Annotated in this window: 19 protein-coding genes; all 19 read left to right on the top strand. The window is 37.2% G+C overall.

The window, feature by feature from the left end; translation table 11 throughout:
• Nucleotides 1-19: 19 nt before the first annotated feature.
• Complete coding sequence (locus tag AC3ITD_RS15780) at nt 20-3049, top strand: TAT-variant-translocated molybdopterin oxidoreductase (RefSeq protein WP_489361148.1); 3030 nt, start codon at nt 20-22, stop codon at nt 3047-3049.
• Between the two features lie 26 nt (nt 3050-3075).
• Entirely contained in the window at nt 3076-4548 is a 1473-nt protein-coding gene (gene nrfD / locus AC3ITD_RS15775) for an NrfD/PsrC family molybdoenzyme membrane anchor subunit (RefSeq protein WP_265798441.1), read from the top strand.
• Nucleotides 4549-4550: 2 nt separating this feature from the next.
• The gene (locus AC3ITD_RS15770; protein ID WP_265798440.1) at nt 4551-5087 is read left to right on the top strand and encodes a DUF3341 domain-containing protein; all 537 of its coding nucleotides are present in this window, start codon (nt 4551-4553) and stop codon (nt 5085-5087) included.
• Nucleotides 5059-5682, top strand: a complete 624-nt coding sequence (locus tag AC3ITD_RS15765; RefSeq protein ID WP_265798439.1) for a c-type cytochrome — start codon at nt 5059-5061, stop codon at nt 5680-5682. Before AC3ITD_RS15770 ends, AC3ITD_RS15765 begins: the two co-directional genes overlap by 29 nt.
• A gap of 15 nt (nt 5683-5697) precedes the next feature.
• The gene (locus tag AC3ITD_RS15760; RefSeq protein ID WP_056848394.1) at nt 5698-6918 is read left to right on the top strand and encodes a hypothetical protein; all 1221 of its coding nucleotides are present in this window, start codon (nt 5698-5700) and stop codon (nt 6916-6918) included.
• Nucleotides 6919-6984: 66 nt separating this feature from the next.
• Nucleotides 6985-8223 carry a cytochrome c oxidase subunit II gene (locus tag AC3ITD_RS15755; protein ID WP_265798438.1) on the top strand — a complete coding sequence of 413 codons (1239 nt, stop codon included), beginning with the start codon at nt 6985-6987 and terminating at the stop codon, nt 8221-8223.
• Between the two features lie 23 nt (nt 8224-8246).
• Nucleotides 8247-10124 (top strand): cytochrome c oxidase subunit I, encoded by a 1878-nt coding sequence (locus AC3ITD_RS15750; RefSeq protein ID WP_489361144.1) that lies wholly within the window; start codon nt 8247-8249, stop codon nt 10122-10124.
• Between the two features lie 82 nt (nt 10125-10206).
• Entirely contained in the window at nt 10207-11265 is a 1059-nt protein-coding gene (locus tag AC3ITD_RS15745) for a COX15/CtaA family protein (RefSeq protein WP_489361142.1), read from the top strand.
• Nucleotides 11266-11276: 11 nt separating this feature from the next.
• Nucleotides 11277-12185, top strand: a complete 909-nt coding sequence (gene cyoE / locus AC3ITD_RS15740) for a heme o synthase (protein ID WP_463485034.1) — start codon at nt 11277-11279, stop codon at nt 12183-12185.
• 15 nt (nt 12186-12200) lie between these two features.
• Nucleotides 12201-12767 (top strand): cytochrome c oxidase subunit 3, encoded by a 567-nt coding sequence (locus tag AC3ITD_RS15735; RefSeq protein ID WP_265798433.1) that lies wholly within the window; start codon nt 12201-12203, stop codon nt 12765-12767.
• A 31-nt stretch (nt 12768-12798) separates the two neighbouring features.
• Nucleotides 12799-13506 (top strand): cytochrome c oxidase subunit 3, encoded by a 708-nt coding sequence (locus AC3ITD_RS15730; protein WP_056848400.1) that lies wholly within the window; start codon nt 12799-12801, stop codon nt 13504-13506.
• Nucleotides 13507-13530: 24 nt separating this feature from the next.
• Nucleotides 13531-13887 carry a cytochrome C oxidase subunit IV family protein gene (locus tag AC3ITD_RS15725; protein WP_489361138.1) on the top strand — a complete coding sequence of 119 codons (357 nt, stop codon included), beginning with the start codon at nt 13531-13533 and terminating at the stop codon, nt 13885-13887.
• Nucleotides 13887-14582: an SCO family protein gene (locus AC3ITD_RS15720; RefSeq protein ID WP_489361136.1), complete on the top strand. Its 696-nt coding sequence runs from the start codon at nt 13887-13889 to the stop codon at nt 14580-14582. The genes AC3ITD_RS15725 and AC3ITD_RS15720 overlap by 1 nt, the downstream gene beginning before the upstream one ends.
• 56 nt (nt 14583-14638) lie before the next feature.
• Entirely contained in the window at nt 14639-15175 is a 537-nt protein-coding gene (locus AC3ITD_RS15715; RefSeq protein WP_489361134.1) for a DUF420 domain-containing protein, read from the top strand.
• A 119-nt stretch (nt 15176-15294) separates the two neighbouring features.
• Nucleotides 15295-15897 carry an RNA polymerase sigma-70 factor gene (locus tag AC3ITD_RS15710; protein WP_489361132.1) on the top strand — a complete coding sequence of 201 codons (603 nt, stop codon included), beginning with the start codon at nt 15295-15297 and terminating at the stop codon, nt 15895-15897.
• A gap of 109 nt (nt 15898-16006) precedes the next feature.
• Nucleotides 16007-16969, top strand: coding sequence for a FecR family protein (locus AC3ITD_RS15705; protein WP_489361130.1), 963 nt, complete (start codon nt 16007-16009; stop codon nt 16967-16969).
• Between the two features lie 33 nt (nt 16970-17002).
• Nucleotides 17003-20653, top strand: coding sequence for a SusC/RagA family TonB-linked outer membrane protein (locus AC3ITD_RS15700; protein ID WP_489361128.1), 3651 nt, complete (start codon nt 17003-17005; stop codon nt 20651-20653).
• A 13-nt stretch (nt 20654-20666) separates the two neighbouring features.
• Nucleotides 20667-22139, top strand: coding sequence for a RagB/SusD family nutrient uptake outer membrane protein (locus tag AC3ITD_RS15695; protein WP_489361126.1), 1473 nt, complete (start codon nt 20667-20669; stop codon nt 22137-22139).
• A 9-nt stretch (nt 22140-22148) separates the two neighbouring features.
• Nucleotides 22149-23528 carry a substrate import-associated zinc metallohydrolase lipoprotein gene (locus tag AC3ITD_RS15690; RefSeq protein ID WP_489361124.1) on the top strand — a complete coding sequence of 460 codons (1380 nt, stop codon included), beginning with the start codon at nt 22149-22151 and terminating at the stop codon, nt 23526-23528.
• Nucleotide 23529 lies beyond the last annotated feature (1 nt).

Here is a 23529-nt window from a genome sequence, read left to right as displayed (position 1 = left end):
AAACAGTAATATAGCTTAAATGGAAAGCAACAAAAAATACTGGAAAGGCTTAGAGGAGTATAATAATACACCCGATTTTGTTAAGAATAGCAAAAACGAATTCGCCGAGCCACTTCCAATAGAAGATGTTTTAAATGAAGCAGGGTTAAGTACCGTTACCCCACGCCGCGACTTTTTAAAGGCGTTAGGTTTTGGTTTAGGTGCAGTTACTTTGGCAGCATGTCAAACAGCCCCGGTTCATAAATCTATTCCTTACCTGGTAAAACCTGAAGAGGTTACGCCAGGTATTCCTAACTATTATACTTCGAGCTTTAACGGCCAAAGTATTTTAGTTAAAACAAGAGAGGGGCGTCCGATTAAAATTGAACCAAACCCTAATGCAGGTGAATTTTATCGCGGTACTGATGCAAGAGCGCAAGCGTCTGTGTTAGATCTTTATGATGTATCGAAATTAAAAGCGCCAGTACTTAAAAACGAAGAAACTACCTGGGCTAAGTTAGATAGCTTTGTAAAAAGCGAATTAGCAAAAGCACAAGCAGGCGGTAAGAAAATCCGCGTAGTGGCTTCTACAGTTAACAGCCCATCAACAAATGCTGTTTTAGCGCAGTTTATTACGAAATATCCAGCGGCTAAATTAGTACAATATGATGCGGTTTCTTATACCGGAATTATCCAGGCTAACCAAAACAGTTTTGGTAAAGCGGTATTGCCAAAATATAACTTCGATAAAGCTGACTTAATTGTAAGTTTCGGTGCCGATTTCTTAGGAACCTGGATTAGCGGAGAAGAGTTTACAGCTCAATATACTTCTAACCGTAACTACAAATCGTTAGAAAACAAAAAAATGAGCCGCCACATTCAGTTTGAAAGTGGAATGAGCTTAACGGGTACAAATGCTGATACGCGTGTTCCGATTAAATTGTCAGAAGAGGGACCTGCTTTAATCGCTTTATATAATGCAATTACTGGTCAGTCTTTAGCTGGCGGTACACTTGGAAACAACACTACTGCTGATAAGGTAATCAAATTAGTAGCAAAAGAATTAGTACAAAACAAAGGTAAAGGCCTTGTAGTATGCGGTTCTAACGATGTTTCAACTCAGATTTTGGTAAATGCCATTAACTCCGCTATCGGAAGTTATGGTACTACAATCGATTTAGATAATCCTTGCTATTTATATGCAGGTAACGATGCTGAATTTAACGGCTTAGTTGCCGAAATGAGTCGTGGTGAGGTTGGTGCTGTTTTATTCTTAAGCAGTAACCCTGCTTACGATTTCATGAATATTGATGTATTTACTAAGGCTTTAGCTAAAGTTCCTGCAAAAATCTCTTTCTCAGATAGAGCTGATGAAACAGCTTCACTTTGTGATGCCATTGCAATTAACCATAACTATTTAGAGTCGTGGGGTGATGCAAATGCTTACGAAGGATATTATTCAATTGTTCAACCTACCATCAACCCAGTTTTCAACAGCCGTCAGGCAGAAGAGAGTCTATTGGTTTGGGCTGATGCTCCTGTTAAAAATTACTATCAGTTTGTTCGCAACAACTGGGAAGCCAAAATGTTGCCAGCAATTGGTTTAAAATGGAATGATGTTTTAGAGAAAGGTGTAGTTACAGTAGCTCCAAAAGCTGCTGGTAGTTATTCTTTCACTCAATCATTGGCGCAAGTTGCTACTTCAATCATAAGCAGCAGCAAAGCTTTAGCAAAAGGTGGCGACCAGGTAGAATTGCAAGTTTACGAAAGCGTTCCGATGCGTGATGGTAAAAACGCCAACAATGCATTCTTGCAAGAATTACCAGATCCGGTTTCAAAAGTAACCTGGGATAATTATGTTGCACTTGCACCGAAATTTGCAGAAAAATTAAAGGTTAAAGAATTTGATGTAGTTACTGTAAAAGGTAGCAATGGACATTCTGTAGATCTTCCGGTATTGATCCAGCCAGGACAAGCACAAGGAACAGCATCTATCGCGTTAGGTTATGGCCGTACCAAAGTTGGTAAAGCTGGTAACGAGGTAGGTAAAAATGCTTTTCCTTTTATCTCTTTCCTAAATGGAACAATGCAATATGCCAGCAATGTAACCATTACCCCAACAGGCGGTTATTATGAACTGGCTCAAACACAAACTCACCACTCTTTCGAGGGTCGTGCGGTAATCAAAGAAGCTACATTCAAAGAATATTTGAAAGATGCTTCTGCTGGTAACCATAAAGGCGAACACAAAGATTACGATCTTTGGGATGCTTATGAGAAACCAGGTAACAACTGGGTAATGGCAATCGATTTGAATGCTTGTACAGGTTGTGGTTCTTGTATTGTTGCCTGTAATGTAGAAAATAACATTCCTGTAGTGGGTCGTGATGAGGTTCGCCGTCGTCGTGAAATGCACTGGATTCGTATTGATCGTTACTATAGCTACGAAACCAAAGATGGTGATGTAACCAAAGAAAAAGAGATTGCTAAATTGGAAGATTTAGATCACGTTTCTGTGGTTCACCAACCAATGTTGTGTCAACACTGTGATCACGCACCTTGCGAAACAGTTTGTCCGGTATTGGCAACTGTACACTCAAGCGATGGTTTAAACCACATGGCTTATAACCGTTGCGTAGGTACACGTTACTGTGCGAATAACTGTCCGTATAAAGTTCGTCGTTTCAACTGGTTTAACTACTGGAATGATTCACGTTTCGATAACTACTTAAATAATGAGTTTACTCAATTAGTATTGAATCCTGATGTTACTACCCGTTCTCGTGGTGTAATGGAGAAATGCTCAATGTGTATCCAACGTATTCAAGGTGGAAAATTACAAGCTAAATTAGAGAAACGTCCATTAAAAGATGGCGATATTAAAATGGCTTGTCAGGAAGCTTGTTCAGCAAATGCAATCATATTTGGTGATTCAAACGATCCAAATTCAGAGGTTTCAAAAGCATTACGTTCTGAGCGTATCTACTACGTATTAGAAGAAATCAATGTGAAACCAGGTATCGGATACATGACAAAAATTAGAAACACAGATACAACAGTACAAGCGTAAGCTTTAGTATAAAGAAAATACAAATTATGTCAGGACATAACGAATCAATACTTAGAGAACCATTAATTACCGGCGATAATATCACGTATGCGAAAATTACGGATGATATTTTAGGACCGGTAGAAAACAAGCCGAACAAGGCTTGGTGGATTGGTTTCATCGTTTCAGCATTAGGTGCTTTACTTTGGGTTGTAGCTGTGAGTTACACTTTTTGGAATGGTATCGGTGCATGGGGCTTAAATAAAACAGTTGGATGGGCATGGGATATCACCGGTTTCGTATGGTGGGTAGGTATCGGTCACGCCGGAACGCTAATTTCAGCGGTACTATTGCTTTTCCGTCAAAACTGGCGTAACTCCATTAACCGTTCTGCAGAGGCGATGACAATCTTCGCCGTTATTTGTGCAGCAACGTACGTAGTATCACACATGGGTCGTCCATGGTTGGCTTATTGGGTTTTACCATTGCCAAATCAGTTTGGTTCACTTTGGGTAAACTTTAACTCACCATTGGTTTGGGATATGTTTGCCATCTCTACTTACTTCTCGGTATCATTATTATTCTGGTACACAGGTTTATTGCCAGATATTGCAACCATTCGCGATCGTGCAGTAGGAACACGCAGAAAAATCTATTCTATCTTTTCATTCGGATGGAGTGGAAGTGTTAAAACCTGGCAACGTTTCGAGGCGGTATCATTAATCCTCGCTGGTATTTCAACCCCATTAGTACTTTCGGTGCACACTATTGTATCAATGGACTTTGCAACATCAGTAATACCAGGATGGCATACCACAATCTTCCCTCCATATTTTGTAGCGGGAGCGATTTTCTCAGGCTTTGCGATGGTGTTAACCTTATTATTGGTAGCACGTAAAGTATTGGGTCTTGAAAACTACATCACCATGTTCCACATTGAGTCGATGAATAAAATCATCATCTTAACAGGATCAATTGTAGGTGTGGCTTACTTAACTGAGTTCTTCATTGCATGGTATTCAGGTTCTGAGTACGAGCAATACGCCTTCATCAACCGTTCCACTGGTCCTTACTGGTGGTCGTACTGGATGATGATGACCTGTAACGTGATCTCTCCGCAATTGTTATGGTTCAAAAAGATCCGTTTAAGCATCAAAGCTACCTGGATTTTATCAATCGTAGTAAACGTGGGTATGTGGTTCGAACGTTTCGTAATTATCGTTACTTCATTACACCGTGATTATATCCCTTCAAGTTGGGCTATGTTTTATCCAACCTGGGTTGATGTGAGTGTATTCGTGGGTTCAATTGGTTTGTTCTTTACCTTATTCTTATTATTCTTAAGGGTATTGCCTTCAATCGCTATCGCAGAGGTTAAATTATTATTAAAATCTGCAAGTGAGCAAGCGAAGATGAAACAGATTAAAGACGGACATGAGAACAAAGAATACGTAGCAGAATACGTAGAGTCGTTACAGAAATTTGATAGTGTTAAACAAGAAGATTACGCAAAAATATAACAATGAGTGATATCAAATATATTTTAGGCAGCTTTGGTGATCCTGATGAAATGATGCATGGCATCGAAAAACTTCAGGAAAATGGTGTAAGCATTTACGATGTTTATACGCCAATGCCTATACACGGAATAGAAGCCAAATTAGGGATTAAAAGATCGAGAATTGATATTGCAGCATTTTGCTTTGGTATCACTGGAACTTGCGCAGCTTTTGCATTAATTTATTTTTGCGCAGTAATCGATTGGAAAGTAAACATTGGTGGTAAGCCATCATTTGCATTGCCGGATTTTATTCCGATAATGTTCGAGCTTACTGTATTGTTTTGTGCTTTCGGTATGGTTTTAACTTATTATGCATCTACGCATTTGTTTCCAGGAAGAGCGCCAAGAGTAATGGATCTTCGTGCAACAGACGATCGCTTTGTAATCGCTGTTGATGCAAAAGATAATGCAGCGCATACTGTTATTGATGGTTTATTAAAAGATGCAGGTGCTTTAGAAGTAAAGTATAATGAAAGGAAGTACATTAGCTATGAATAAGAATAAATTTGTTTATACAGCGTTTTTAGCTATCGCTTTCGCAGCTACAGTATCCGCTTGTAAAGATAAACGCAGTACTGGTTTAGAATATGCCAGGAATATGTATGATGCATTAGCATTAAACCCGGATCAACCTGTTGATACGGCTAATAAATTACTGGCTAGTTTTAAAGGTCAGGCAGCACAAACGCCACCTGCAAATACAAAACCTGTTGGTTTTACAGAGTATGACGAATTTCCTAACACTAAAGAAGGTTACGAAGCAGCTGGGGTAAGTATGGTAAATCCATTGCCTGTTGATACCGTTAACTTGGCACAAGGAAAGCACTTATTCAATGTTTTCTGTAGCCCTTGTCACGGCGAAAAAGGTGATGGTCAAGGCCATTTGGTAAAAATTGAGAAATTTAGCGGTGTACCGGCATATCAAACAGGCGCTTCATCTCGTGGTGGTAACATGGTAGATCTTACTGCAGGTAAAATTTATCACACCATTACTTACGGTGTAAATAACATGGGCTCGCATGCTTCACAAATTACGCCAACAGATCGTTGGAAAGTAGTGATGTATGTTCAACAATTACAAAAAGGACAATAGTAAAGCAGAATATAAATGGGAACTCACAATATTAATTTCAGTGAACAGTTTGAGTTTACAGGTAAAGTAAAAACCTTGAGCATTGTTGGTATCATATTAGGTGCTATTGCTATTGGTTACGGTTTTACTGGTGATAAAGTAATGCATGAGCGTACTTTTGCTAACCTGTTGCTTATGGGATATTACTTTGCATGCGTTTGTATGTCAGGTATGTTTTTCCTAGCTGTTCAATTTGTTGCGCAAGCAGGATGGTCTGCTTCAATTTTACGTGTACCACAGGCATTGGCCAAAACATTGCCTATTGCTTCTATAATCCTAATCGTGATTATTTCTGCTGGTTTATATACACATAATTTATACCACCACTGGCATGCTGATGGATTAACTGATCCAAATAGCCCTAATTACGATTCATTGATCGCAGGTAAGGCCGTATTCTTAAATGTGCCTTTCTTCTTAGGTCGTATGGTAGTATTTTTGGGTGTTTACAGTGCATTTGCAATAAGCTTTACTAAACTTTCATATAATGAAGATTTAGCTGGTGGATTAGCTTCATACAGAAAGAGCTTTAAAAATGCTTGTATCTTCCTGGTAATTTACGGTTTCACTACACCAATTTTTGCTTTTGATACAATCATGTCATTAGAAGCGCACTGGTTCTCAACCATGTTCGGTTGGTACAACTTTGCCGCAATGTGGGTGAGTAGTTTAGCTACCATTGCAATCATCATCATCTTATTAAGGAGAGCTGGTTATATGCAATGGGTTAACAATAGCCACTTACATAACTTAGGTCAATTTATTTTCGGTTTCTCTATCTTCTGGACTTACGTATGGTTCGCACAGTTCTTATTAATTTACTATGCAAACATGCCAGAGGAAACTGTTTATTTCTACAAACGCTTTGAATATTACAAGTTCTGGTTTTTCTTAAACCTGGCGATGAACTTCTTAGCTCCGGTTTTATTATTAATGGACAGAGACAACAAGAGAACAGATGCGAAGTTGTTATTTGTTTCTATCGTAGTATTGTTAGGTCACTGGGTAGATTACTACCAAATGATTATGCCAGGTGCTGTAGAAGATGGACACAATGGTTTCGGTATTGTTGAAATCGGTACTGCCTTAGGTTTTGTAGGATTGTTTACCTTTACAGTTCTAAGCAACTTAAGCAAGAAACCTTTAATTGCAAAGAATCATCCGTTATTACAAGAAAGTTTGCATCACCAGCTTTAATAGGTGATAGTATAGAGCAAATATTTAATTATTATTATAGAAGTACAGCGTACTACTTTTAAGGAAATGAGTTTAAGAAAGTTTATCACGAATAAAACGACCGCGGCTTTGGCAGTATTACTTACTGTTTTTGCAAACACCAGCGCTTTTGCGCAAGAGGCAGCAGCAGGTGCTGCAGCGGCACCGAAAGTTGATATGGGAGAGGTTTACAAATCAGTAATTTTTTATACGCTGATATTCCTTGCCGTATGTGTATTCATCGCTATTATTGGTAAAGCAATAAAAGTATATGAATTAAGCCGCGAAGCGCAAGGTAAGCCAATTGGTATCAACTGGAACGGGGTACATGCAAGCTTATTTGCATTGTTCTTGGTTTTAGGTTTGTACGGTGTGTATTGGGAATATACCGTTCATGGTTCTATGTTATTGCCTGATGCTGCATCAGAACATGGAAAGAAGATTGATGAAATGTTTAACTTAACATTAATTATCACGACCATTGTATTCATTGCTACGCACATTTTATTATTTGGTTTTGCTTATATCTACAAGTATTCGGCAAAAAGAAAAGCTTACTACTATCCACACAATAATACGATTGAGAAAATCTGGACAATAGTTCCTGCCTTAGTATTAACAGTTTTAGTGTTGATGGGTTTCTTAACGTGGAGATCAATCTTCTTCAAAGTTGAAGATCCTAATAACAAACCACTTCAAATCGAAGTAACTTCTGAGCAGTTTAAATGGTCTATCCGTTACCCAGGAGCTGATGGTATTGTTGGAAAGAAAAACTATAAATTGACAACTGCATCAAATACTTTAGGTATTGATTTTAAAGATTTAAATTCTCGTGATGACGAAATGGCTGACGAGATGGTTATTCCTGTTGGTAAGCCTGTTAAATTAATCTTAAACAGTAAAGATGTAATCCATAGTTTTTACATGCCTCACTTCAGAGTTCAGTTGAATACTGTACCAGGTATGCAAACTATTTTCGAATTTACTCCAACAAAGACTACCCGTCAGATGCAGGAGGAAACCAATGATCCCAATTTTAAGTTCCTTTTCTACTGTGCTAAAATCTGCGGCTCTGGTCACTATAACATGCAAAAAGATGTACGTGTAGTATCAGAAGCTGAATACAAAACATGGATTGCAGAACAAAAAACATACTTAAACGACGATTTAAGAAAACAATTTAATTTGCCAGTGGCGCCTGCACCTGCTAAACCAGCAGCAGAGGGAGATTCATCAGCAACCGATTCGGCAGCTGTGAAAGGAAACCAAATGGCTTTAAATAAATAATATTAAGCAGGAGCGAAAAGAATATGTCAACAATAGCATTACACGACGAACACAATCACGACCACGCTGATCACGGACACCACAAGGAGACGTTGATTTCGAAGTATATCTTCAGCATGGATCACAAAATGATTGCTAAGCAATTCCTAATTACGGGTGTCATTATGGCCGTAATAGCAATGGGCTTATCAATTTTATTCCGGATTCAATTGGCTTGGCCAGATCAAAACTTTCCATTCTTAGAAACTTTTTTAGGAAAATGGGCTGAGGGCGGTCGTATCAAACCTGACTTTTATTTAGCATTAGTTACTATTCACGGTACCATTATGGTATTCTTCGTGTTAACTGCAGGGCTTAGTGGTACTTTTAGTAACTTACTTATTCCATTGCAAATTGGTGCAAGAGATATGGCATCGCCATTCTTGAACATGCTTTCATACTGGTTCTTCTTTATGGCTTGTGTGATCATGATGTCTTCGTTCTTCATCCAAACAGGACCTGCCTCTGGTGGTTGGACGGTTTATCCGCCTTTATCTGTAGTTGCGAAAGCAATGCCAGGTTCTGGTATGGGGATGACATTATGGTTAATTAGTATGGTACTTTTCGTGGCATCATCATTAATGGGGGGTATCAACTATGTGAGTACAATCTTAAACATGCGTACTAAAGGTATGGACCTTTGGAAAATGCCATTAACAATTTGGGCTTTCTTTTTAACGGCTATCTTAGGTATCTTATCTTTCCCTGTTCTTGTCGCTGGGGTGGTATTGATGGTGTTCGATCGTAGTTTTGGAACAAGTTTCTATTTATCTGATATCGTTTTAGGTACTGATATTTTACCAAACGAAGGTGGTTCTCCAATTTTATGGCAACACCTATTCTGGTTCTTAGGTCACCCTGAGGTATACATCGTAATTATGCCAGCTTTGGGTATCTCATCTGAAGTAATCTCTGTAAACTCACGTAAACCAATTTTCGGTTATCATGCGATGGTTTATTCATTGATTGGTATTACCGTACTTTCATTCATCGTTTGGGGTCACCACATGTTTGTTACCGGTATGAACCCGCTATTGGGTGGTGTATTTATGATAACCACGTTGATTATTGCCGTACCTTCAGCGGTAAAAACATTTAACTATTTAGCTACGCTATGGAGAGGTAACATACGTTTCACTCCAGCCATGTTGTTCGCTATTGGTTTAGTTTCATTCTTTATCTCTGGTGGTTTAACCGGTATCTTCTTAGGTAACGCTTCATTGGATATTAACCTACACGACACTTATTTTGTAGTTGCCCACTTCCACTTGGTAATGGGTTCTGCAGCAATTTTTGGTATGCTTGCAGGTGTTTATCACTGGTTTCCAAGAATGTTTGGTAGAATGATGAATGCTAAATTAGGTTACTTACACTTCTGGTTAACCTTCATCGCGGCTTACCTGGTATTCTTCCCACTTCACTTCTTAGGTTTAGATGGTGTACCTCGTCGTTACTATGCTTTCACTGAATTCGAATTCATGAAAAAATGGTTAACGGTGAACGTTTTTGTAACTTGGGCGGCTATTATGGCAGCATTGGCTCAAGTAGCATTCTTGTTCAATTTCTTCTATTCAATATTCAAGGGTAAAAAGGCACCTCAAAATCCTTGGGAATCAAATACTTTAGAATGGACTGCACCAGTTGAACATATCCACGGTAACTGGCCAGGAGAAATTCCAACAGTTTACAGATGGCCTTATGACTATAGCAAACCAGGACATGATGTAGATTTTATTCCACAAACGGTTCCTTTCTCTCAAACCATGAGTTCAAACTTGCCTCATGATTTTGAAGGAAATGCTGAAGCAGAAAAAATTCAACAAGATTGGGAATTGGCTAATCCTGTAAAAGAGAATAACTAGCTTTTAGCTTTAATACAATTTTAAAAGGGGTATCTGATTAAGTTTCTGCTTATCCGGATACCCTTTTCATCTTAAAAGATATATGGTCAGCAGATCAGAACAACGTTTTATTAGGATCAATTTCATAACCATCATAGTTACACTATTGGTTATACTTGCTGGCGGTATTGTTCGCAGTACTGGCTCGGGTATGGGTTGTCCTGATTGGCCCAAATGTTTTGACCGTTATGTTCCACCTACTGATGTATCTCAGCTTCCTGCAGATTATAAAGAGAAGTATGTTGCCGGAAGGTTAAAAAAGAATGAAAAATTTGCTAAATACCTAGAAAGTATGGGCAAAGTTGAATTGGCAGATAGCATCAGGAATGATAAAAGTATTACACTGCCTGAAGAATTTAATCCGGCAAAAACTTGGGTAGAATATATTAACCGTTTAACGGGAGTTGTTGCAGGAATATTTTTGCTTTTAACAGCAGTATATTCTTTTACCTATAGGAAATCAGCAAAGAGGATCATTTTTTTAAGTATCCTGAATATTCTAGTGGTGGGATATCAAGCGTGGCTGGGTTCCATTGTGGTTTCGACTAACCTGGCGCAGTGGGTAGTTACCGTACACATGTTATTGGCCGTTGTCATTTTAACCATCTCCATTTATACTTATAACTATGCGAAACAGCTGAACAAACCACAATCCGTAATTATGTACCGCATATTATGGCTAAAAGGATTTTTGCTTTTCACCTTGATTGTTAGTATTGTTCAAATCATATTAGGTACTGAGGTAAGAGAGTCGGTGGATGTAATTGCTAAATCACTCTCATATAATCTCAGAGGAAGTTGGATCGCAAAGGTTGGTTCTGTGTTTTCATATCATCGCGACTTGGCCATATTAGTAGTGGTTGCGAATGCGATTGTTTATAAAATGGTTATTGATCGCTTTAGCGGAAAAGCAGCTCCATTGTTAACTGCCCGTTTTATTTTAATCACGCTTCTCATACAAATTTTAAGTGGTTTTGCTTTAGCTTATATCGCATTTCCACCAGCAGCGCAAGCCATACACATTTTGTTTTCTACGCTGCTATTTAGTTTACAATTTTATTTGTACTTGCTGGTTTATCGAACAAGTACCTATAAGCAATAATAAAAAGAGAATTGAAACAAGTTATTTCTGATTTTTCTAAACTTATCAAGTTCAGGCTATCGTTTACGGTAGTGTTTTCTGCATCGATATCATTTTTGATCGGACAGAAAATGCAAGTAGGCAGAGGCCATATTCCTTCTATTGATTGGGGAAATTGGGGCATTTTGATTGCTGGTGGGTTTTTGGTAACAGCAGCTGCAAACTGTTTCAATGAAATTATTGAGAAAGACTTAGATAAGCTGATGTCTCGTACCAAAGATAGACCAATGCCTGCAGGGAGAATGACAACCGGACAGGGCTTAATTTTGGGGGTCTTTATGGCTTTCGTAGGAACGTGGCTACTTGGAAGACTTAACCTCGAGACCGGGCTATTATCTGTATTTTCGATCTTGCTTTATGCTTTCGCTTATACACCTTTGAAACGTAAATCACCGATTGCGGTTTTTGTTGGAGCTATACCTGGTGCATTGCCACCACTTATCGGTTACCTGGCAGCATTCGGAAGTTTGAAAGCAGAAATGTTTCATGAAATTGATTATTACATCGCAGGAATATTATTTTTAATCCAATTCGTTTGGCAGTTTCCACATTTTTGGGCAATTGCATGGGTGTTGGATGATGATTACAAAAAAGCTGGTTTCAGACTTTTACCCACTAAAAAACGCGATAAGGCGACAGCTTTATTAACTTTTGTAAGTACGTTAATTTTGATTCCGGTAAGTTTATTGCCGACCTTTTACGGTTTCGGTGGTTATTACATTGCTGGTTTATCGCTAATAGCCGGGCTTATTTTTAGCTGGTTGGCTTTAAAACTTTTATTAAACAGAGAATTAGTTGATGCAAAAAAAGTAATGTTCTGTTCGTTTTTTTACATCCCTGCCGTACAGTTGGGTTTATTATTAAATTTTATAGCAAAATAATTTATGGTTCTAACAATGGAAAATATCCAAGATACATTTGATCCAAAGCCAAGAAAATTTATAGTATGGTTATTTGTAGTATCATCAACAATTATGTTTGGTGGTTTTACAAGTTATTATCTTGTGTTTTCTGCATCAAAAGGAAAAGGGCATGGTTTGGTTTTGCCCGATGCCTTTATCTATTCTAGTCTGGTGATTATCGCCAGTAGTATTACGCTTTTCTTAGCATCTAGGGCGTTGCGTAAATTAAATTTCAAGTTACAAAGAAATTTGCTTTTGGTAACTGTGCTATTGGCTATTGCTTTCGGTGTAATGCAGTTTAATGCATGGGGCAGTATGATCAAAACAGGTGCAACCCTGGTAGGTAATAATGCAGCAATTTCGTTTATTTATGTGGTGAGTTTTATTCACCTGCTACACATTATAGCTGGCGCTTTTTTAATAATTAGTGCTTTAGTGGGGAGCTACAGAAATATTCCATTAGCGAAAAGCCAATATCGCATGGAAATCGCATCTATTTTTTGGCATTTTATAGATATATTATGGATATATCTGTATGTTTTTTTACTTTTGAACCGTTAAATTTGTTAACAAACTATTATACTATTTCCAAATGAATTCAGTATCACAATTAGATCAAGTTAAAACCGGACCATGGAATGGTGGTCGTTCTCCGTGGTCGGTAGAATATGGTAAAATCATGATGTGGTTTTTCCTTTTGTCAGATGCTTTTACTTTTTCATCGCTATTGATCTATTATGGCGCTCAGCGTTTTTCGAAATTAACATGGCCAGATCCTGATTTGGTTTTCCAATCCGTACCCGGTCTTGCAGATAGTGGTTATCCGTTAGTATTTGTGGGTATCATGACTTTTATTTTAATCATGAGTTCTGTAACGATGGTATTAGCGGTAGAAGCAGGACACAGACGTTCTAAAAAAGAAGTGATCTGGTGGATGGTGGCTACTATTATTGGTGGTTTTATGTTCTTAGGCTGTCAGGCTTTAGAATGGACTCACTTATTCCATGAAGGATTTGGATGGGGAGAAATTCCATCAGCAGAAGAATTAAAACATTTATTTTCTGGTGATGTTTCTTTGGTAGCAGCACAACAGTTTTCAAACCTTTTCTTTACCATTACAGGTTTCCACGGTTTCCACGTATTTAGTGGTGTGTTAATCAATATCATTATCTTAATCATGACTATTAATGGAACTTTCGAAAAAAGAGGTCACTATTTGATGGTTGAAAAGGTTGGCTTGTACTGGCACTTTGTAGATTTAGTTTGGGTGTTTGTATTTACATTCTTCTATTTGGTTTAATTTATCATATCTAAAAATATTATCATGTCAGAACATCATTCACATACAACAGAAGGACACGAACACGAAGAGCATGCAGGCCTAAGCAAAAGAAAAATTTGGCAGGTATTTGGTATCCTATTACTGATTACGGTAATTGAATTTATTATCGCGTTGGTGATTTTACCAAAGGGATACATTTCTCACGGTGTTGGAAATTTCTTATACATTGCGCTAACCCTTTTAAAAGCATTCTATATTGTGGCTTACTTTATGCACTTAAAGTATGAGAAATTAGGACTTCAGCTTTCGCTTACCGTTTCGTTCATTTTCATTATTTACTTCATCGTTTTAATGTTAATTGAAGGTGGATTTCTTAACATCCACATGATGAGCCATTAATGAAAAGAAGCCCAATTAAAAAGGTATTAATCCTGGTAAGCATATTGGCTATACCAGGATTTTTGTTTTTTTACTTATTGCCACAATTTGCAAAAAATAGGTATAAGAGCTTGCCCATATTCGGAGAAAAGGTAGTAGCATCTACATTTCATTCCGTTAAAGGGAAGAAAATTCCAGATACCATTTATCACCAAATTCCTGATTTTAGCCTTGTCAATCAACAAGGTGCAATTATTAATCTCGATTCTGTAAAGGATAAAATAATTGTTCTCAATCTTTTCTTTACTGATGCGATGAGTAAAGATTTGGCTAAATATATCAGTCAGTTATCAGCTGGTTACACCAAAAAGCCACTGGTTCGCTTTTTAAGTATCTCTGTAAATCCAAATGATAAGAACAAAGTGCTAGATTATGCCAATCAATTTCAGGCCAAGCCTGGTAAGTGGGATTTGCTTACCGGAGATACAGCAACAACCTATCCCTTAATCCGAAAAGGGCTTTTGCTTGATGTAATTAAAGATGAATCAAAGGAGACACCCAATTTCATATTTGGCAATAAAATATTATTGATAGATGTTCAACATCGAATTAGAGGCATGTATGAAATTGATAATCCCGAAGCCAAAAGTAGGTTAGAGGATGAAATAAAAGTGCTTATTGCAGAATATCTACGCAATTTAAAGGATGGCAGGTAGGTTAAAGTTGAAAGTGAAAAGTTTAAAGTAAAAAGTATTTAAGGGCACAAGCAGAAATGAAGTCATCAATTGAAACGAAATATAATAAGTGGATTGTTGTATTGTCAATCGCCATACCTGTGGTGGTTGCATTATTGTTCGGAGTTAACTTAAGGAAACTTGGTTACGATGTAAAGCCGCTTTCTTTTTTGCCACCAATTTACGCCACGATAAATGGGATCACAGCGATTGTATTGGTAATTGCAGTTTGGGCCATAAAAAATGGTAAACAAAAGCTTCATGAAAACCTGATGAAAGTAGCCATTGGCTTATCTGTAGGTTTCTTAGGGATGTATGTTGCTTATCACATGACAGCTGATTCGACAAAATTTGGAGGCGAGGGCGCTATAAAATACATCTATTATTTTATTCTCATCACTCATATTTGCCTGTCGGTAATTATCATTCCTTTTGTATTAGTTACTTTTGTTAGGGCGCTGGCGCAACGTTTTGACAAGCATAGAAAAATTGCAAGGATTACTTTCCCGATGTGGCTTTATGTTGCTGTAACCGGGGTAATCGTTTATTTGATGATATCACCTTATTATAGCTAGTTGTTTTGAATTTTTTTGAAATAAAGCTGCCTAAAAACCAATCTAAACTGTCATTTTTCTGGTTATAAAGTTGTAATATTGATTCTATATTAACCGAGTCGATGGAAGGTTACCACTAGATGAATGCAACTAAGGTAGAAAAGGGAATTGATTTAATCACTATAATTGAGAAGGGTCATACTGCGACTTTCACCCAATTTTATACCGCCTATTTCCAAAAACTTTTATTAGCAAGCGACAGATATGTGAATGATATATCTATCGCGGAGGAGCTGGTGCAGGATATTTTTCTCAAGATTTGGGAAAATCCACAAGCTTTGAACGAAGTTCAATCCATCAAATCATACTTGTACCGCACTGTAATTAATTCATCCATTAATTACCTCAATCGTCAAAAAAACATAGCGCAGCATCATTTAAAATTAGCTTCAACTATTACGGATCAATATTTAATGGATCTTGATGAGGAAAGTGAAATGATTTTGATGTTAAGAAATGAAATTGAAAAACTTCCGGCTCAATGCAAAAAGGTGTTCACGTTAAGTCGATTCGAAAATCTAAAGTATAAGGAAATTGCAATTCAATTAAATATTTCTGAAAAAACAGTCGAGAATCACATCGGAAATGCCTTAAAACTATTAAGAGCTCGTTTTTTAAATGATGAGACTTTAAATAAGCGTGGTAAAGGATATTTAATGCTATTGAATTTCATATTTTTTTAATTTTGGTCGGTGAAAATGGTATTCTTTCAATTTTATTTAGTTTTTTAAAGATTATCTAGGGGTTTTTTTCGGTTTGATTGTCTTTATGTTTACAAACCCAAACTAACTAATGCTTAACCGACCTGAATACTTAGACTTAATTGTCCGGTATTTAAATAATCCACAGGATGAAAAACTTCATTCTGCGATAATTTCCTTTTGTGCTGAATCTGAAAGCAATCAATCCTATTTTGAGGAAGTGGAACGGGTATGGAATCTATCTTCGAAAGTGGTACGTCTGGAACAAGTTAATGAAAAAAAATCCATTGAAAGTTTTAAACTGGCGCTGAAGAAGATATCTCACCAACCACCATCTCGAATTAAATGGTTAAGTGGCATTGCAGCTACCATTTTATTAGCTGTTTCTTGCTACTGGGTTTACACTTTAAATAGGCCCTTAGAATTGTTAAGTTTCGAAACGAAAAATGATATCGACTCACTTTTATTATCTGATGGATCTAAATTAATTTTAGCTGAAAATACTACAATTAAGTATCCTAAAGCATTTGATGGGAATTCAAGAGATATTTATTTAACCAAAGGGAGAGCCTTTTTTCAAATTGTAAAAGATCCTAAACATCCCTTTAGCGTAATTATGGGCAAATCGAAAGTAAGTGTTCTAGGAACTTCTTTTAACCTTGATTATTCTCCTGTTAAAATTGATCTTGATGTAAAAACCGGTAAGGTTATTTTTTCGCCCTATCAAAAAGGTACATCTTCTATTTTAACAGCTGGCCAGGCTTTGACTTATCGTATTTTGGATAAGCAATTCACGACAAGGATATCACAAAATTCAGATTCGTGGATTACCAAGCAATTAATTTTTGTTGATACACCTTTAGAAGAGGTTTGCAAGCAACTTAGTCATTATTATAAAACTGACATCAAACTTATTACTAACCATCAACTGGTGGAAAAATTTAATGCCAAATTCGAGAATAATAGTTTGAACGAGGTTTTAGAGGTTTTGAAAGCAACTTATTCATTAAAAATAAAAGAAACTAAAAATAATATCACCCTACAAACACCTTAACTAATCAATTAATCAAACAAACAACAATTAACTATGGAGAGAAATTTCTACAAAAGAAATGCGGGAATGAGTTTGCGCCGAATGGCCTTACTTCTGTGTGCAATCTTTTGGGCGGTTTTAGCCAAAGCTGATATTCAGCAAGGTAACGCCAAGCCCGAACGGTTAGACAGCTACTTAAGAAAAATTGAACAAGCTTACAAAGTAAGTTTTGTTTACGACGCAGCTGAAATTAACAAAACAATGATGTTGGAGGTGCCTAACAAACTCACATCAATCACTGAATCACTAGATCAGCTGAAACAAAAAAATATCAGCTACAAATTAGTAGGTAGCCAGGTTATACTTAAAGTGCTGGAGGCTTCAAAATCTAATTCAAAAAAAGATATAATCATTAAAGGTCGTGTTAGAGATAAAAAAGATGGCTCAGCTTTGCCAGGCGTAAGTGTACGTGAAAAAGGTGCATCGAATGCCGTATCCACTAACGGACAAGGCGAATATCAAATTAAAGTGAAAGATGGAGCCACATTATCTTTCGCTTCAATAGGTTATAAAACCATTGAAATCGCTGTAAATGGCAGAACCACCATAGATGTTTCAATTGAGGAAGATGCTAACCAACTTAAAGAAGTAAATGTAGTTTCAAATGGATACCAAAACATTGACAGGAAGCTATTTACAGGTTCTGCAACTCTGGTAAAGGCTTCAGATGCTCAACGTAATGGTATTCCGGATGTATCAAGAATGTTAGAAGGACAGGTTGCGGGTGTTTCTGTTCAAAACGTTTCTGGTACATTTGGTGCAGCACCAAAAATTCGAGTTCGTGGAGCAACTTCACTTTCTGGAGATAATAAACCGCTTTGGGTTGTTGACGGTATCATATTGGAAGATGTGGTAAATATTTCCAATGAAGCATTATCTACGGGTGATGCCAATACACTAATTGGTTCATCTGTTGCAGGTTTAAATCCAGATGATATTGAAAGCTTTACGATTTTGAAAGATGCTGCCGCAACGGCACTCTACGGTGCCCGTGCCATGAATGGTGTGGTTGTTGTAACCACAAAAAAAGGTAGAGTAACAGATGGTGCTCCGAAGATTAGCTATACCGGAAATTTGACCACTTATTTAAAACCAAGTTATAATAATTTTGATATCCTAAATTCAGCAGATCAAATGTCCGTTTTGTTGGAATTAGAAAATAAAGGATTCTTCCAGCATACTAGTGCATCTAGAGGTTCTGAAGGTGGTGTTTTTTATAAAATGTATAACTCGTTATATGATTACAATCCATCAACAGATTCATTTGCTTTACGCAATGATATTCAGAGCAGAAGTAACTTCTTAGCCCGTTATGCTAATGCCAATACAGATTGGTTTGATGTGTTGTTCAAGAATTCACTTTTACAGGAACATTCCTTAAGTGTAAATTCAGGTACAGAGAAGTTTCAAACTTATGCTTCAACGTCTTACTTGCATGATAATGGCCAAACCATTGGAAACAGTGTGGATCGTTTTACAGGTAATTTTAGAATTAACGGTAAAGTGACCGATAAATTGAGCTTTGAGTTGTTGGCAAACGGATCTGTTCGTGATCAGCGTGCTCCCGGTACTTTAGAAAGAACATCTGATCCGGTTTATGGTAAATTTTCAAGAGATTTTGATATTAATCCTTATTCGTATGCTTTAAATACAAGTAGAACGATGACGGCTTTTGATGAAAATGGCAACCGTGAGTTTTTTACTAGAAACTTTTCGCCATTTAATATCCTTCATGAAATTGATAACAACTATCTAAAATTAGGTCAGATTGATTTCAAAGTACAGGGCGGTTTGAGGTATCAAATTATTCCGTCTTTAAACTATTCTGTTGATGCAGCTTACCGTTTTGCGAAAACTGAACGTCAGCACTATATTTTAGAAAATGCAAATATGGTGTTGGCTTATCGCAATACTTCTGATGCAACAACCATTGGTTCGAACAAATATTTGTATACTGACCCTGAAGATCCGACAAGATTACCGGTAAGTGTATTACCAGAAGGTGGTTTCTACAACACAAAAACCGATAACCTAAAAAACTATTACTTCAATCAAAAATTAACATACGATAAAATCTTCGGCCAAGATCACCACGTATACGGAATGGGTTTAATGGAAATACGTTATACCGACAGACAAGCTGAAAATTTCGATGGTGTTGGTTACCAATATGAAAATGGTGGTATTGTAAACTCTGCCTATAAATATTTTAAATGGGCTCAGGAATCGGGTTTTCCTTATTTTGGAATGCGCAACACCTATGATAGATTCGCAGGTTTCTTATTAAACGGAGCCTATTCCTACAAAGAACGTTATACTATTAATGCTTCAGGTCGTTTAGATGGATCGAACAAAATGGGGAGTAGCAGAACGGGAAGATGGCTACCTACTTGGAATGTGTCTGGAAAATGGTTTATCAATCAAGAAGAATTCTGGCCTCAGGATAGCAAAATCTTTACCGCGGCGGCGTTACGTGCCACTTATGGTTTAACGGCAAATATTGGTAATGCAACTAACTCTTCAGCTGTATATTATAACCAGATAACAAGGAGACCATATGATAATGAGAAGGAAACAGCTACCTACATTTCTGGTTTAGAAAACTCAGAACTTACCTGGGAGAAAAATAAAGAGTTAAACATTGGTGCAGATTTGGCCTTCTTCCAAAACAGGGTAAATGTTACTGTTGATGTTTACAAAAGAAATATCTTTGATTTGATTGGCACCATCAGAACTTCAGGTATCGGTGGTCAGTTTGAAAAAACAGCCAATTATGCTTCAATGAAAAGTAAGGGGTTGGAGTTAACAATTGGCGGTACGCCAGTTAAATTTGGAGACTTCGGCTGGAGAACAAATTTCAACTTTGGTTACAACACCAACGAAATTACAAACCTTGAAGTGAGTCCTAACATCTTTAGTTTAGTTGATGCTGATGGCGGTGTTTTAAAAGGCTATTCTCAAAGAGGTTTATTCTCTATCCAGTTTGATGGATTAGATCACAATAGAGGGTTTCCTTACTACATCGATGAAGATGGAAGAAGAAATACTTACATCAACTTACAAAGTACAAATACGCAATATTTGAAATATGAAGGTCCGGTTGATCCAAAGTTAACAGGTGGTTTTTATAACCAATTCAGGTACAAAAACTTTACTCTTTCGGCTTTATTTACATTTCAAGCAGGTAACTACGTACGTTTAGATCCAACTTATCAGGCATCTTATTCAGATATCTATTCCATGTCGAAAGATATGTTAAACAGATGGATTAAGCCTGGAGATGAAGCGTTTACCAACATTCCTGCCTTGCTCGATCCATACGATGTGAATCAGACCGTTAAGGATGCTGATGGATCAACGGTTTGGGCTGTATATCCCTACAACCTTTACAATTATTCAACAGAGCGTGTAGCAAAAGGTGATTTTATCAGATTTAAACAAATCTCGATAGGTTACGATGTTCCTAAACAATGGGCTGCCAAACTGGGCATGTCAAATGCATCTATTTCATTAATTGGAAATAATATTGCGCTACTGTATTCAGATAAACGATTAAATGGTCAAGACCCTGAGTTCTTCGGATCGGGTGGTGTTGCTTTACCAATTCCAAAACAATATACACTATCATTAAAGGTTGGATTCTAAAAAAAATAAAGTTATGAAACTAAATAAGATACATATCTTATTATTCGGTTTAGGTGTGATGTTTTCTACACAATCGTGTAATAAATATTTAGATACTGAACCGGATAATAGAACACAAATTAATTCGGTTGAAAAAGTTGCACAACTGGTAACGACAGCATATCCTGGTCGTGACTATTACTACTTTACCGAAGCTGCATCAGATAATGCTGAAGATAAAGGTAATGGTGTTGGAAGTTTGGATGACGTAATCAGCAGGCCATACAACTGGCAAGATGTGATTGGTGATGGCACAGGTTCTACAACCGCTTACTGGAATAGCTGTTATGAAGCCATTGCAGCTGCTAACCAGGCATTAGAAGCCATAGAAAAAAACAACTTTGGCAATGCGGTTTTACCTTATAAAGGTGAAGCTTTAGTCGCCCGTGCTTATGCGCATTTTATGTTAGTTACGCTTTTTTCAAAAGTTTATGCCATTGGAGGTGCAAATGATTCTCCTGGTATTCCTTATGTAACGGCTCCAGAAACAAAAGTAATTGCTCAGTATGACAGAGGTACAGTAAAATCTACCTATGAGAAAATTGAAAAGGATTTAGTAGAAGGAATGGCGTTGTTATCGGCAAGTGCATATGAAGTACCAAAATATCACTTTACACCGGCAGCTGCACATGCTTTTGCTTCACGTTTCTACTTATTCAAAGGTGAATGGCAAAAAGTTATTGATGAATCATCAGCTACAGTAACCGGTGGTGATTTCTTCAATAATTTAAGGCCAGTTAATAGTACATATAGGGCTGCTGGAACAGAAGATTTCAGAACGATGTTTACCAGGTCAGATCAGAAATCTACTTTATTATTAACTGAACAATATTCTGGCTGGCAAAGACAAACCTCGCCTCGTTATGGTTATGGCATCAACATGGTAAAAATGTTCCAGCCGGCGGGTAATTTCACAGGCAAATCCAGAGCAGATAAAATTTTATCTTATGGTGTTCCTCATTATACTACTTATAAATTCAATGAGTATTTCCATCGTGTAAGCCCTGGTGCTGATATCGGTTTTCCTTATTTAATTGCACCATTGCTTACCGTTGATGAATCTTTATTAAACAGGGCCGAAGCCTATGCACAATTAGGTCAGTTTGACAATGCATTAAGAGATATGAATATATTCTTAAGTACGAAGATCAGCAATTATAGTGCAAGTGCTGATGCGGCAACACTACCAAAAATTACTGCATTTTACAGTATCTCTGATCCTAAAGCTGTAATTATTAAATTAATTTTAGAAAGCAAAAAAGCAGAATTTTTACAAGAGGGCTTAAGATGGTTGGATATCATCCGTCATGGCCTAACCGTTAGACACAATAAGTATGATACGGCTGGAGTCGAAAGTTTTGATGATTTAGGGCCAACTGATCTTCGCAGAGTTTTCCAGATCCCTCAAGAAGCTGTGTTGTCAAATGTTCCACAAAATCCAAGATAATCTCAAATTATGAAAAAGAACATATTTAAATTATTTGCTTTACTGCTCGTTGTAGTTTTGGCAAACTCTTGTAAAAAAGAGGATCCTTTAAATGTTGATTTTAGCCAATACAATATCGATAATCCGGTAGCGAATACAGCACTTGATAAATGGCTTACCAGTACATTTTTAGATGAATACAATATTGATGTGATCTACCGCTACAATCGTTTCTATCATGGAGATGACCGAGATGTAGCAGCTGTAAAAGTTGATAAAGTTCAGGCGCAGATGCAAACCGTTTTGGAAGGTTTTATTTTGCCTTACCGTAAAATTGCCGGTACAGCTTTTATCAAAAAAATGGTGCCGAAACAATTTGTGTTATTTGGTTCTGGATCTTACAATCCTGATAACTCATATACCTTGGCAACAGCTGCCGCAGGCAGAAACATTACCATTTATGCGGTAAATGATTTCGATGTGAATGTCCCTGGTGATGTGGTGGGCAAATTGAAAACCATCCATCACGAATTTACGCACACATTGAATCAAATAGTGCCGATGCCTGATGATTTCCAGAACATCACAAAATCAACCTATTTAGCTACATGGACAACTACCCAAGATACGGTTGCCAGAAATAATGGTTATGTGACCCCTTATGCTTCAAGTCAACCAGGCGAGGATTTTGCAGAAACGGTATCACACCTACTGGTATTTGGTCAGGCGTGGTTTGATGCTCGTGCAAATAGGTCTACAATAGTTGGTAAAGCAGCATTAAAAGCTAAAGAAGCAAGTGTGGTTCAATATTTTACCAATATGGGGATCGATTTTAGAGCCTTGCAAATGGAAATTCAGAATATTGTGCGCAATCAATATAAATACCAGCAAGCAAGTTTCCGTTATTGGATGGGTCAGAATTTATATAAAACAATGACCATCAATCTAGAGGATGGAATTTATGCTGCTAATGGAATTTCTACTGAATTTGCAACGGCATATAATAATTTCAAAGCAGCCGTATTAGCTTATAGCGCAACACAAAAATATCATGTAGATTATATTCAGCTTAGATTTGAGTCTGCTACTGTTTTAACTGTTAGAGCTGCATTTTCAAACGCTAGCACTCAATATTTTGGTGATTATTCGTTTAATTACACAATTAATACAACCACCGGCGCTGTGACATTTACAAAAGTAGCCAATGCAACTGGGACTACTTTCAGCAATGGTGCACTGTTTACAACTTCATTTACCAATACCATTCAGGCTTACCTAACTGGTAAAACATTTATTGCTGATTGGTTGCCACCAATGATAACTTCTGCCAATTATAACTCATACGGTGGTTTCTATCTTCAAGGTTCAACAACTAATAACTTCTACGGACTTTTAGGCCAAACACTATAAA

Source organism: Pedobacter sp. KH_004 (genome assembly GCF_057840755.1).
This window is presented reverse-complemented; position numbering and strand designations above follow the sequence as displayed.

Bases quoted from the DNA above. Each gene is read 5' to 3' on its own strand.
- AC3ITD_RS15780 (WP_489361148.1), top strand. From the start codon at position 20: ATGGAAAGCAACAAAAAATACTGGAAAGGCTTAGAGGAGTATAATAAT.
- nrfD (WP_265798441.1), top strand. From the start codon at position 3,076: ATGTCAGGACATAACGAATCAATACTTAGAGAACCATTAATTACCGGC.
- AC3ITD_RS15770 (WP_265798440.1), top strand. From the start codon at position 4,551: ATGAGTGATATCAAATATATTTTAGGCAGCTTTGGTGATCCTGATGAA.
- AC3ITD_RS15765 (WP_265798439.1), top strand. From the start codon at position 5,059: ATGAAAGGAAGTACATTAGCTATGAATAAGAATAAATTTGTTTATACA.
- AC3ITD_RS15760 (WP_056848394.1), top strand. From the start codon at position 5,698: ATGGGAACTCACAATATTAATTTCAGTGAACAGTTTGAGTTTACAGGT.
- AC3ITD_RS15755 (WP_265798438.1), top strand. From the start codon at position 6,985: ATGAGTTTAAGAAAGTTTATCACGAATAAAACGACCGCGGCTTTGGCA.
- AC3ITD_RS15750 (WP_489361144.1), top strand. From the start codon at position 8,247: ATGTCAACAATAGCATTACACGACGAACACAATCACGACCACGCTGAT.
- AC3ITD_RS15745 (WP_489361142.1), top strand. From the start codon at position 10,207: ATGGTCAGCAGATCAGAACAACGTTTTATTAGGATCAATTTCATAACC.
- AC3ITD_RS15735 (WP_265798433.1), top strand. From the start codon at position 12,201: ATGGAAAATATCCAAGATACATTTGATCCAAAGCCAAGAAAATTTATA.
- AC3ITD_RS15730 (WP_056848400.1), top strand. From the start codon at position 12,799: ATGAATTCAGTATCACAATTAGATCAAGTTAAAACCGGACCATGGAAT.
- AC3ITD_RS15725 (WP_489361138.1), top strand. From the start codon at position 13,531: ATGTCAGAACATCATTCACATACAACAGAAGGACACGAACACGAAGAG.
- AC3ITD_RS15720 (WP_489361136.1), top strand. From the start codon at position 13,887: ATGAAAAGAAGCCCAATTAAAAAGGTATTAATCCTGGTAAGCATATTG.
- AC3ITD_RS15715 (WP_489361134.1), top strand. From the start codon at position 14,639: ATGAAGTCATCAATTGAAACGAAATATAATAAGTGGATTGTTGTATTG.
- AC3ITD_RS15710 (WP_489361132.1), top strand. From the start codon at position 15,295: ATGAATGCAACTAAGGTAGAAAAGGGAATTGATTTAATCACTATAATT.
- AC3ITD_RS15705 (WP_489361130.1), top strand. From the start codon at position 16,007: ATGCTTAACCGACCTGAATACTTAGACTTAATTGTCCGGTATTTAAAT.
- AC3ITD_RS15700 (WP_489361128.1), top strand. From the start codon at position 17,003: ATGGAGAGAAATTTCTACAAAAGAAATGCGGGAATGAGTTTGCGCCGA.
- AC3ITD_RS15695 (WP_489361126.1), top strand. From the start codon at position 20,667: ATGAAACTAAATAAGATACATATCTTATTATTCGGTTTAGGTGTGATG.
- AC3ITD_RS15690 (WP_489361124.1), top strand. From the start codon at position 22,149: ATGAAAAAGAACATATTTAAATTATTTGCTTTACTGCTCGTTGTAGTT.